Here is an 11,812-nt window from a genome sequence, read left to right as displayed (position 1 = left end):
TTCAGGTGGCGGGGGTCCTGCCGCCTGCGGCACGTTGCGGCCGCGCCGTGTCCTCCGGGGCGTCCGGGGCGTCCGGGGCGTCCGGGGCGTCCGCACCGGACGTGAGGGAGGGCACCGTGGTGAGCAGCAGCAGGAGGAGGAGCGCGAGCGCGATCGCGGTCCCGTGTGCGGCGGCGACCACCGTGAACGGCGCGAACCGGTCCAGCAGCGAGGCGCACAGCACGGTCCCGGTGCCGAGCGCCGCGGTCTCCGCCATGGCGGCGAAGCCGAGCGCCCGGCCGCGTTCCCACTCCGGAAGGGCCTGGAGACGGGAGTGGTAGACGATCTCGGTGAAGCCGTCGGCCAGTCCGGCGGCAGCCGCGACGGGTAGGAGCGCGAGGAGCGGGAGATCGGCGAACGCGAGAATGAAGAAGGCGGACATCAGGCAGGTCCCGATCGCGAAGGCGCGTTCCCCGCCGGGCCTGCTTCCGGACGGGCCGTCACCAGCCCAGCGGGCCACCGCCGGTACCCGGGAGACGAGTTGGTGGGCCAGTAGGGCCCCCACGGCCCACACCGCGTAGAACCGGCCGACGAAGGCGGCCGGGTCGCCGGGGGCGATCTGCTCCGCGTACACCGGCAGGCCGACCTGGTGGGAGGCCGATCCCATGTTGTCCACGGCCCGCACGGTGATCAGGCAGAGCACCACGGGCGCGTACCGCCACACCGCGATCGGGATCGGCCGGGACGGTTCGCCGGGGTGGTCCGGCTTCTCGGGCGCCTCGTCGGGCCGGTCCGGAGCACCGGCCGCGGCGCGCCCTCGCGGGGCTCTCCGGGTGCCGGGGGGTGCGGTGGTGCCGGACGCGGCCAGAACGATCAGGGCGGCGGCGGACACCAGGAAGGTGGCGGCGTCCACCAGGAAGGCGGCCGTGTACCCGGCTTCGGCGACGACCAGGCCCGCGGAGGCGAACCCGAGCACCATCGCCAGGGAACGGCCGGTCACCAGGAGGCCGTTGGCCCGTACGCGCAGGTCCTGGCCGACGAGGTCGGGCACGCTGCTGCGGCGGGCGACGCCCGTCATGGTGGAGCAGCCGCCCATCACCACGGCGAGGACGTACAGCAGGACGGAGCGGGCCGGATGCGGCGCCGCGAGGAAGCCGAGGAGCGCGAGGGCCTGGCACAGGTCGCCGGCGATCATCAGGCGTATGCGGTCGAACCGCGTCACCAGGCGCCCCGAGACGAAGCCGGAGAGGAAGGAGGAGGCGATCCGCAGCAGGAGGAAGAGCCCGACGGACAACGCCGTGCCGGTCGTCTGCAGGACGTACAGGTTGAGGGCGACCAGGTTCAGATAGGTGCCGTAGGAGGAGACCGCGTTCCCCACGACGAGTACGTGGAACGGCAGCCCCGTTCCGTTCGGCGCTCGGTGCCGTAAGCCGTACATGCCCACCCCCCTCGGCCGTCCGTTCAGTCGTCTCTGTCCGCCGGTCGGGTTTCCGCGGCCTCGTCCGGCCCGGTGGTCCCGTCCGTCTTCCCGTTCTTCTCGGACTCCTCGACGTCTGCGGCCTCTTCGGCCTCTCCGGAGTCCTGCTGCGCCTGTGCCTGCGCCTGCTCCACGGCCTCCTGGCTGGCCGTGCTCGCGGCCGTCCGGTCGGCCGCCTCGGAGAGGGCCTGGTCCGCGGCCTTCTCCGCAGCGGTCAGCAGGACGGTGTCCTCGGGCCGCTGGTCCTCGAAGTTGTCCGGGTGGTGGCAGGCCACCTGATGTCCGGACTTGAGAGCCACCAGAGCGGGTTCCTCGACCTTGCAGACCTGCGTCGCCTTCCAGCAGCGCGTGTGGAACCGGCAGCCGGTCGGCGGCTTGATCGGCGAGGGGACGTCGCCCTCCAGCAGGATCCGCTCGGCACCCCGCCGGTTGCGCCCCCGCGGGTCCGGAACCGGCACGGCGGACAGCAGAGCACGGGTGTACGGGTGCATCGGTGCGCTGTAGAGCGACTTGCGGTCCGTCAGCTCGACGATCTTCCCGAGGTACATCACGGCGATGCGGTCCGAGACGTGACGGATCACCGACAGGTCGTGGGCGATGATGACGTACGTCAGGCCCAGTTCGTCCTGCAGGTCGTCCAGCAGGTTCACCACCTGCGCCTGGATGGACACGTCCAGGGCGGAGACCGGTTCGTCCGCGACGACCAGCTTCGGGTTGAGCGCCAGGGCGCGGGCGATGCCGATGCGCTGCCGCTGGCCCCCGGAGAACTCGTGCGGGTACCGGTTGTAGTGCTCCGGGTTGAGGCCGACGACGCTCAGGAGCCGCTGCACCTCCGCCTTGAGCCCGCCCTTCGGGGTGACGCCCTGGAGCCGGAACGGCGCGCTGACGATGGCGCCCACCGTGTGGCGCGGGTTCAGCGAGGAGTACGGGTCCTGGAAGATCATCTGCACGTCGCGGCGCAGCGGACGCATCTTGGCGCTGCCCAGGTGCGTGATGTCCTGGCCTTCGAACTCGACCGTTCCGCCGGAGGGTTCGAGCAGCCGGGTGATCAGCCGGCCCATGGTCGACTTGCCGCAGCCGGATTCGCCCACGACGCCAAGGGTCTCCCCGGAGCGCACGTCGAAGTCGATGCCGTCGACCGCCTTGACGGCGCCGACCTGCCTCTTGAGGATCCCCTTGGTGATCGGGAAGTGCTTCTTGAGGCCGGAGACCCGCAGCAGCGTCTCGCCGGGGGCGGGGTCCGCCTTGGTGAGGACGGTGCCCTCCGCCGCGGGCTCCTTCGCCTCCGCCTGCTCGGAAGTCGTCATCTGCTCGTCCTCACTCACAGGTTCGGCGCAATCTCTTCGTTCCAGATGCGTTCCCGGTCCTCCCGTGCCATGTGGCAGGCGGACCAGTGGCCGGCCTCGGTCTCGCGCAGCTCGGGGCGCTGGGTGCGGGTGAGGTTGTCCTTGGGAACGTCCGCGTACGGGCAGCGCGGGTGGAAGGCACAGCCGTCGGGGATGTTGATCAGGCTGGGCGGCGAGCCCTTCACCGGCCGGAGCCGGTCGGTCTCGTCCCGGTCGATCCGGGGCATCGAGCCCAGCAGGCCCCAGGTGTAGGGGTGCTGCGGCTCGTAGAAGACCTTGTCGGCGGTGCCGCGCTCGACGCACCTGCCGCCGTACATCACCAGGATGTCGTCGGCGAGTTCGGCGACGACACCGAGGTCGTGGGTGATGACGACGACCGCCGAGCCGAACTCCTTCTGCAGGTCCCGGATGAGGTCCAGGATCTGCGCCTGGACGGTGACGTCCAGTGCGGTGGTGGGTTCGTCGGCGATCAGCAGCTCGGGGTTGTTCACCAGCGACATGGCGATCATCGCGCGCTGGCGCATGCCCCCGGAGAACTCGTGGGGGTAGCTGTCCACCCGCTGGTCGGGCTGCGGGATGCCGACGCGGTCCAGCATCTCCACCGCGCGCCGCCGGGCGACCTTCTTGTCCACGTCGTGGTGGATGCGGTACGCCTCGACGATCTGGTGCCCGATGGTGAAGTACGGGTGCAGCGCGGAGAGCGGGTCCTGGAAGATCATGGACATCTCGCGGCCGCGGAGCCGGCGGACCTTGTCCGCCGGGGCGGAGAGCAGCTCGGTGCCGTCCAGCCAGATCTCCCCCGATATCCGGGCCTTCTGGCGACCGTACTGCCCGACCGTGTGCAGTCCCATGATGCCGAGCGAGGTGACGGACTTGCCGGAGCCGGACTCGCCGACGATGCCGAGCGTCTTCCCCTTCTCCAGGGAGAAGGAGAGGCCGTCGACGGACTTGACGAGCCCGTCCTCCGTCGGGAAGTGGACGTACAGGTCGCGGACCTCGAGGAAGGACTTCGGCGGCTTCGGGGCGCCTTCCGCCGGTTCGCCGACCGCGGTGGCGGTCTTGTTCAGGTCGGTCATGCCAGCCTCACTCGCGGGTCGATCACTCCGTACAGCAGGTCCACCATGAGGTTCGCGACGACCACGGCGATGGCGGTGATCAGGGTGACTCCCAGGATCAGCGGCAGGTCGCGCTGACCGATGGCGCGCAACACGGCCTGGCCGAGCCCGGGGAGGCTGAAGGTGGTCTCGGTCAGGATCGCGTTGCCCATGAGCATTCCCAGGTCGACGCCGAGGAGTGTGATGATCGGCGTCATGGTGGAACGCATGGCGTGCTTGCGGATGACGATCGGTTCCCGCACGCCCTTGGCACGGGCGGTGCGGATGTAGTCCTCGCCCATCACCTCGAGCATGGTGGCCCGGGTGAGCCGGGCGTACATGGCGCCGAAGAGGAAGGCGAGCGTCACCCACGGCAGGATCATGCTGCTGAACCACGCGGTGAAGCTCTCCTCGATCGGGGTGAACCCGCGGTTCACCCAGCCGAGGCTGCCGGCGAAGATCGCCAGCGAGATCAGGCCGGTGAAGTAGATCGGGAGGGACACGCCGCTGAGCGCGAAGATCATCGCGCCCCGGTCCCAGATGGTTCCCCGCTTCAGCGCGGAGAGGACACCGGCGGACAGCCCGATGATCAGCCACAGCACGGCGGCACCGATGGCGAGTCCGAAGGTGACGGGCAGGCGGTCGGCCAGGACGGGCCAGATCTCCTGCTCGGTGGTGAAGGAGTAGCCGAAGCAGGGCGCTGTGCACTGCGTCACGGACCCGCCGCCGACGTACTCGCGTCCGACGAGCACGCCTTTGAAGAACTCGAAGAGCTGCACGACGATCGGTTCGTCGAGCCCGAGCTTCTGGCGAATGCCCTCGATCGCCGACGGGCTGGACACCTTGCCGACGTACATGGTGGCCGGGTCGACGCCCGCCCACTTGGGGATCAGAAAGAAGATGCAGAAGACCGCCAGAATGATGACGACCAGCATCACTGCGGCGGCGAACAACCGCCTGATGAGATAAGTGAGCACTGCTCTCGGCCCGTTGGCGGCCCGGTGGGGCCCCGGAGATTCTCCGGGGCCGTCACCGGGCCGCCGTTACGGCCCTCACCTGCCCTTCGTGCCTAGCGGCGGGTGTGCCGGTCGGTTACTTGACGCCAATCGAGACGAAGTCGTACTGACCGCTGTAGGCGTAGGTCGAGTAGACGTTCGTGGTCCGGTCGGAGCGCCACACCAGGATCTTCTCGAAGGTGAAGGGCAGGTAGTACGCGCCCTCCATGACCTTGTGGTTGATCGACTCCGCGATCTCGGTCTTCTTCGCCTCGTCCTGGGTGTCGATGAAGTCCGCGAAGGCCTGGTCGATCTTCGGGTCGTCGATCGTGGCGAAGTTGTAGTTGCCGTTGTCGAAGATGAAGCTGCTGTGCCACAGCGGCTTGCCGTAACCCTGGACGGTCGGGAAGTCCGGGCCCCAGCCGAGGATGGAGATGCCGTAGCCCTCCTTCTTCACCTTGGCCGGGTTGCCGACGACGGCGGAGGTCTGCGAGCCGTCGAACTGCTCGATCTCGGCCTTGATGCCGACCTTGGACAGCGACTGCTGCAGCGACTCGGCGGTGTCGACCTCGACCGCGACGTTGTTGCGCACCGCGATCTTGGTGGAGAAGCCGTTCGGCTTGCCGCACTTCTTCAGCTCGGCCTTGGCCATCTCGGCGTTCGGCGCGCCGTCCTTCTTGCGCAGACCGTACGGGTCGTAGTTCTCGTCGGAGCCCGGGACGACCGGGGGCAGCATGTTGGTGGCGATGTCACCGCCGGCCATTGGGCCGCCGCGCGCCGTCTGCAGCGACTTGTGGTCGGCGCCGTAGATGAGCGCCTTGCGGCAGTGGATGTTGTCCAGCGGCTTCACGTCGGTGGAGAAGACGGCGTAGCGGATGTAACCCATGATCGGGTTGTCCACGTTGGCCTTGTGCTCCTTCATGGCCGTGGCACGACCGGCGGCGCCCAGACCGGTGTTGCTCAGGTGCAGGTCGTAGTCACCGTTGATGAGACGCTTGTCCATCTCGTCGTCGTTGGTGATCAGGTCGACCGAGATCTTGTCCGGGAGGGCGGCACGGATGTCGTCCGTGGACTGCTCCCAGTACTTGTTGCGCTCGAGCTCGATGTTCTTGTTCGGCTCGTAGTTCTTGAACACGTACGGGCCGCTGGAGAACGGGTTCAGGCCGTACTTGGACTTGGTGTCCTTGTCCTCGCGGACGGCCGAGGCCGAGGGCATGGCCAGCATCTGCTCGAAGTCACTGTTGGCCTTCGGCAGGTGGAAGACGATCGTCTTCTCGTCCGGGGTCTCGATCCCGTCGAAACCGCCGTCCTCCTTGTAGGGACCCTTGTACTTGGCCTTCGGGTCCAGGGTGTCCTTGACGTACTTCGGACCACCCGGCAGCACGTCCATCGCCCACTGGCGCTCGATGCCGTACTTGACGTCCATGGCGGTGACGGGCTTGCCGTCCTGCCACTTGATGTCGTCCTTGAGGTGGTACGTGTACGTCTTGCCGTCGTCACTGACCTCGGCGACGTCCTCGGCCAGGTCCGGCTTGAGCTCCAGGCCCTTCTCGCCGGGCTCCGGCGCGTAGCTGATCAGCTGACGCGTGTAGAAGCGCATGAAGTTCCAGGCGAAGCCGTAGTAGCCCACCGTGGGGTCCCAGGAGTCGGCGTCCTGGGTACCGATGAACTTCAGGGTTCCACCCTTGGTGTCGGAGGCCTGGGCGACCTTGCCGACGCCGGCGTTGAAGCCCGCGGCGTCCCCGCCGCCGCTCCCGTCACTGGTGTTGGCACCGCCGCAGGCGGCGGTGGACAGCAGAGCCGCCACGACAACGGCCGATGCGGCGGCCCGTCGCCGGCTCGATGTGCGTAGGAATGTCACGATGCGCATCCTCCGTGGTGATCGCGGCCCAACGAGTGCAGAGCCGGGTGTGACAGGTGGGGGTTCAGCGTGAGCCCTTCGGGTCGAGCGCGTCGCGCACTCCGTCGCCGAAGAGGTTGAAGGCGAGGACGGTGATGAAGATGGCCACGCCCGGCACCACCATGAACATCGGGTCCTGCTCGTAGTACTTGATGGCGTCCGACAGCATCTGTCCCCAGGAGGCCGTGGGCGGCTTGACGCCGGCACCCAGGAAGCTCAGGGCGGCCTCGGTGAGGATGTTGGTCGGGATGATCAGCGTGGTGTAGACGGTGATCGGCGCGATGAGGTTGGGGAGCAGCTCCTTGAACAGGATGTACGGCCGTCCGGCTCCCAGGCTGCGCGCCGCCTCGACGTACTCGCGCTCGCGCAGCGACAGCGTCTGGCCGCGCACGATGCGGCCGACGTAGGGCCAGCCGAAGAAGCCGATGACGAGGACCATCAGCGCCAGCCGCACGCCCGTGCCGCTCAGCCCGAGCATGCTGTTCGGCATGACGGCGATGAGGGAGATGATGAACAGCAGCTGCGGGAACGCGAGCAGCATGTCCATCGCGCGGCTGATCAGGGCGTCGACCCAGCCGCCGAAGTATCCGGCGAGGATACCCATCACGGTGCCGACGACCACGGCGACCATGGCGGACAGGAAGCCCACCAGCAGCGACACGCGGGCGCCGTAGACGATGCGGACGAAGATGTCGCGGCCGCTGACCGGTTCGACACCGAGCAGGTGCTCGGAGCTCATGCCGCCGAGGGCGCCCTTGGGAGTGCCGAAGAGGGGGTCGATCAGGTCCTGGTTGTATCCGTACGGGTCCTGGCCGACCAGCTTCGCGATGAACGGCGCGAAGATCGCCACCATCACCAGGAAGAGCACCACGAAACCGCCGACGAGGGCCAGCCTGTCCCGCTTCAGCCGGTTCCAGGCGATTCTGCCCAGCGAGCGGCCTTCCACGTCCTTCTTCGACGTGTCGACAGCGGTCTCGGGCTCCTCGGCTTCTGCCGTGACCGTGTCGCGCAGTGGTGCCGTCATCGTGCTGGGGACCCCTCTCGACCGGTGGTGACCGGCCAGCGCCTGCCGCTGTAGCGGCTCGTCGTACAGCTGTTGGTGCAGAGGTCGTCCGACCTCATGGCTGGGGAGTCTTCATGGGCGCGGCGATCACCCGCCAGGGTTCACCGGGAATGGATGCGCAACTGTGATGTGGGGCGCACCGTGTCGCTATACGGACGTGAAGCTTCCGTGAGCGGAACGTGGTGCGGCTTTTCGCCCGCTCTGTCCGCCCGCTCTGCCCGGGTGCGACGAGCGACCGGCATGCGTGCGTCAGTACGCCCCGGGGAACCCGTGTGCGGGCGCCGCATCCGGTCCGGCGCCCGCCGCGGGCGCGGGACCGGCATGGGCGTCCCGGTCGAAGAACGGGCGCGAGTTGGCGCGCAACCACATCGCGACGGGGTCGTAGTCGTCGGCCATCGCCACGCTGCACACCGGCAGCCCTTCGGGGGCGGCGCCGACGGCCTGCCCGACCATGGCGCGCACCTCCTCGTGGGCCTGCGGCCCCTCCTGGTACAGGTCGTGACCGATCGCCAGATAGGGGGCGCCGAGGGCGGGCTGCACCCAGGCACGGCGCAACGCCCGGATATTGGCGGTGCGGTGTGCGTTCTGCGCGAGAAGCGCGTAGAACTGCGGAAGCTCCAGGGTCGGTTCGGTGATGCGCAACGGGCCGGCCGGCGACTGGTCGAGTCCGGTGGCGACGCGGCGGAGGTCCAGCCAGGGGATCCCCACTCCGCCGGAGGCGTGCGGGTTCAGCCAGATGCCCCAGCGCTCCCGGTACAGCGAGGCCGCGACCCGGTGCCCGGGAACGACCTCGTACTGGCGTTCCCATCCAGAGGCGGCCAGCTCCTGGGGAGAGGTGACGCAGGGGGCGTAGCCGTGGCCGCGCACGTCCATGTTGCCGTACTGCGCGTCGGGAGCGCCGGGGCTGCCCTGCCAGAGCAACATCCACAACTGCGTCTCCGCGAGGGCATGGAGCAGGGCCTCGTAGACGTCGTACCGGTCGGGCGACACCTGTCGCAGCAGCTGTTCGACGCTCTCACCCGCGCTCACGAGGGCCGCCCCCTTCTGAAGTTCCAGCGGGGCGCACCGGCGCGCCCCGTTCCCGTACCGACAGCTTACGGGCCCTGCCCGACGTACTACGGGCCCTGCCTGACGTAGAAGGGGCGCACGCACTGCCGCATCCAGTCCACCACCGGATCCTCCGCGGCGTCGAGCAGCACCAGCTGCACGGGCCACCCGACCTGTGCCTGCGTCAGCGCGCGGGCCAGGGCGTCGTGTGCGGCCTGCCGCGACTGCGGCTCCAGCAGGTCGAGTTCGACACCCACGAACAGCGCGGGCGGATCGCCCTCGGCGCTCGCCAGCGCGCGGCGGGCCGTGCGCACCGGCGCGACCAGGGCGAACTCGCCGGCCGCGGCGGCGAGGAAGTCGACCGGTTCGTCCTGCCAGTCCGGCTCGAAGAGCCGCATGCGGGCGCCCCCGCTGACACCGGTCAGCCGTTCGCCGGGAGTGTTGCGGCACAGCTCGGCGACGGCTTCGGGCGGCAGCGGCGCACCGACCGTGCCCTCGGGGTTGATCGCGATGCCGACCCGGGGCGGCAGCCCCCTGGCGAACTCGCGGGTCGGGGCGACGGTGAACGACACGTGGGCCCCGACCACGTGGAGGTACTGCTGCTCCGAGCTGAAGACGGGCACGTAGGGGGCGCCGTCCAGCTCGACGGTGGGGACGTTCAGAGAGGCACTCGCCGGGCCGCCTCCCTCGGGCAGCGGAACCCAGACACTGCTCCGGCCGAGCACCTCCAGCAGTCGGGCTCCGGCACCCGGCACATCGAGGGAGGCGGCAAGGGTCTCCTCCAGCTCGTTGCCGGGCCATCCCCCGCCGTGCCCGGGCCCGTACTGCTGCGGAATGGTCATACGGTCACCCTAGTCCGGCACGGCCCGGGGTGTACCGCAGCGGGGTGGTCGTGACCAGGAATGCTCACCCGAACAGTCACGGATTGCGATTGTCCGGTTGCAAAGTGCTCACGAACGGCAAAACCTGGATCCGTCCCCTCACGCATATTCAAGGAGGAACTACCCCGATGCGTGTCAACAAGACGGTATCCGCCGTTCTCGCCACCACCTTCGCCGGTGCGGTCGCCCTCGGCGGCATCACCGCCGGCACCGCCTTCGCCGCCGAGAAGCCCAGCCCGCAGGCCGGCCAGGAGGCCGCTGTGCCGCAGGCGCAGAAGCTCCAGCAGCAGGCCCGCGCGCTCGGCGAAACCGCCGAGGCCCTCAAGCCGGTCGCCGACGTCGTCGAGGCCGTCCTGAACGCCCCGGAGGGCAGGATCTCCGGGGAGCAGGCGGACGAGCACGCGCGGGTCGTGCACGAGGCGCTCGCGCCGTTCGTGCAGAACCAGCAGGCCCGTGACACCCAGGTCTCGCCGGAGGCCGCGACCCTGGAGGCCGCCCCGGTCGCCGCGACGACCCGGCAGGCCGCCGTGAAGCTCGGGGACCAGGTCGACGAGCTGCTCCGTGCCGCCGAGGCCGGCGACCGGCAGGGGATCGCCAAGGAGGCGAAGGCAGCCCTCCAGGCCGCCGTCAACCTCATGGACCGGGCCTCCGCCGACAGCGGTCTGCCCGCCGCGGAGACCCAGGCCGACGCGAAGGCGACCCAGGACGCCCAGCAGCAGGACGAGAAGCAGGTTCCCGCCACCGACCAGGGCCCGCAGCTGTCGGAGAGCCAGCTGCCCCCCGGTGACCCGGAGCTGGAGCTGCTCCCCAACTGACGCGGGCACATCCCGCAGGACGCAGCACCGCGGAGTGTCCTCGCAGCCGGCCCGCCGCCCGGAAACGGGTGGCGGGCCGGCTGTCGTGCGGGCAGCGGCGGGCGGGCGGCCGTCCGGGGCGGCGCAGGGCCGGACGGCCCGCCCGCCCTATCCGAACGTCACGGTGCGCAGCGCACTCGCCGCACCGCGGTCCAGCACCGTCACCGAAGTGCAGCCGTCCGGCAGCCGCCCCGCCTCGGCCTCCGCCAGCAGACGCGCCACCGCACGCCGGTGGCGGAGGAACGCGTACCGCGAGACTCCGCGCCCGCGCTGCGCCTGCCCGGCGAGCGCCACCGAGGCGGGAACGTCGATCACGATCAGGTGGAGGCCGCGGCCCCGGCGCCGGGCGTCGGCCGCCAGCCAGCGGCGGACCCAGCCCTGCGTCCCGCAGTCGTGCACGAGCAGGGAGGCCTCGGAGGCCAGCGAGCGGCGGAGTCCGGCATAGTGCGCGGCGCGTACGAACGGCCGGTACAGGGCGTACGGCAGAAGGTCGGGCAGCCGCTGCGCCCAGCGTTCCCGTGTGTCCTGCGAATCGATCCGCAGTACGGGGCCGGCACCGGTCGCGGCTCTGCGCATCAGCGTGGACTTGCCACTACCGGGGAGCCCGGAGACCACGACCCGGTCGCCGGCCGGGAAGCGGAGCGTGCCGGTGCGAACGGTGCCCCGCAGGTCCCCACCGGGCACGGGCGATCGCCGCGGAGCGGGGACGGCCGCTCCGGCCGCCGGAACGTAGGCGCTGTGCAGGCTCTCCACCCGGGCCCTCCCCCTGTCGGTGCCGTTCCTCCACGGCGCTCGTAGGCGGCATACCCCGGAGAATGTCAAGAAAAAGTAATGAAGAGCAAGGCGGTTCCCCGCCCGCCGGGTCGCACGCGGGGCTTCGCTCCGGCGGAAGCCGTGTCATGATGGCCGTCGAACTCCATACCGGCCGCTTGAATCCGCGCGGGAGAGTTTCCGGGTCCGCCACCGCACGCACGACCCGGGACGCCGAAGGAGCAAGATCCTCCCTTGAATCTCTCAGGCCCCGATACCGCGCAGGACGAGGCAGATCTGAAAAGCGGGCCGCAGCACGCGCCGCGGCCCCACCCAAGGTGCAAGCCACCGCCCGCCGGGGCAGGTGGCGAACCTCTCAGGTTCCGATGACAGATGGGGAGGACATCCGTGTCACCAGCCCTGGGA

10 protein-coding genes and 1 riboswitch are annotated in these 11,812 nt (G+C 69.9%); of the genes, 1 reads left to right on the top strand and 9 read right to left on the bottom strand.

What is annotated here, in order from left to right; all coding sequences use genetic code 11:
- Nucleotide 1 precedes the first annotated feature (1 nt).
- The 8 genes from ACL06G_RS08525 to ACL06G_RS08490 all read right to left on the bottom strand — a co-directional run bounded on the left by ACL06G_RS08525 (nt 2) and on the right by ACL06G_RS08490 (nt 9,743).
- The gene (locus ACL06G_RS08525; protein ID WP_412835666.1) at nt 2–1,417 is read right to left on the bottom strand and encodes an MFS transporter; all 1,416 of its coding nucleotides are present in this window, start codon (nt 1,415–1,417) and stop codon (nt 2–4) included.
- A 23-nt stretch (nt 1,418–1,440) separates the two neighbouring features.
- A complete protein-coding gene (locus tag ACL06G_RS08520; protein ID WP_412835665.1) occupies nt 1,441–2,763 on the bottom strand; it encodes an ABC transporter ATP-binding protein in 1,323 nt (440 codons plus the stop codon).
- Nucleotides 2,764–2,777: 14 nt separating this feature from the next.
- Nucleotides 2,778–3,878 carry an ABC transporter ATP-binding protein gene (locus ACL06G_RS08515; protein WP_412785262.1) on the bottom strand — a complete coding sequence of 367 codons (1,101 nt, stop codon included), beginning with the start codon at nt 3,876–3,878 and terminating at the stop codon, nt 2,778–2,780.
- Nucleotides 3,875–4,873 (bottom strand): ABC transporter permease, encoded by a 999-nt coding sequence (locus tag ACL06G_RS08510; protein ID WP_412785263.1) that lies wholly within the window; start codon nt 4,871–4,873, stop codon nt 3,875–3,877. The genes ACL06G_RS08515 and ACL06G_RS08510 overlap by 4 nt, the downstream gene beginning before the upstream one ends.
- Nucleotides 4,874–4,988: 115 nt before the next feature.
- Entirely contained in the window at nt 4,989–6,752 is a 1,764-nt protein-coding gene (locus ACL06G_RS08505) for an ABC transporter substrate-binding protein (protein WP_503167821.1), read from the bottom strand.
- Nucleotides 6,753–6,816: 64 nt separating this feature from the next.
- The gene (locus tag ACL06G_RS08500) at nt 6,817–7,815 is read right to left on the bottom strand and encodes an ABC transporter permease (RefSeq protein ID WP_412785265.1); all 999 of its coding nucleotides are present in this window, start codon (nt 7,813–7,815) and stop codon (nt 6,817–6,819) included.
- Nucleotides 7,816–8,103: 288 nt separating this feature from the next.
- Nucleotides 8,104–8,883 (bottom strand): enhanced serine sensitivity protein SseB C-terminal domain-containing protein, encoded by a 780-nt coding sequence (locus ACL06G_RS08495; protein WP_412785266.1) that lies wholly within the window; start codon nt 8,881–8,883, stop codon nt 8,104–8,106.
- A gap of 86 nt (nt 8,884–8,969) precedes the next feature.
- The gene (locus ACL06G_RS08490; protein WP_412785267.1) at nt 8,970–9,743 is read right to left on the bottom strand and encodes an enhanced serine sensitivity protein SseB; all 774 of its coding nucleotides are present in this window, start codon (nt 9,741–9,743) and stop codon (nt 8,970–8,972) included.
- Between the two features lie 167 nt (nt 9,744–9,910).
- Between ACL06G_RS08490 and ACL06G_RS08485 the strand changes: the two genes are divergently transcribed.
- Nucleotides 9,911–10,597, top strand: coding sequence for a hypothetical protein (locus ACL06G_RS08485; RefSeq protein WP_412785268.1), 687 nt, complete (start codon nt 9,911–9,913; stop codon nt 10,595–10,597).
- 147 nt (nt 10,598–10,744) lie between these two features.
- Here ACL06G_RS08485 and ACL06G_RS08480 read toward each other — a convergent pair whose 3' ends face one another.
- Entirely contained in the window at nt 10,745–11,389 is a 645-nt protein-coding gene (locus ACL06G_RS08480) for an AAA family ATPase (RefSeq protein WP_412785269.1), read from the bottom strand.
- A 177-nt stretch (nt 11,390–11,566) separates the two neighbouring features.
- A riboswitch (glycine riboswitch) is annotated at nt 11,567–11,676 on the top strand.
- The last annotated feature ends 136 nt before the right edge of the window (nt 11,677–11,812 follow it).

Origin of the sequence: Streptomyces callyspongiae, from assembly GCF_047200695.1 — a bacterium.
Classification (GTDB): domain Bacteria; phylum Actinomycetota; class Actinomycetes; order Streptomycetales; family Streptomycetaceae; genus Streptomyces.
Note: the sequence above shows the minus strand (reverse complement) of the source record. Positions and strands in the feature narration are given on the sequence as shown.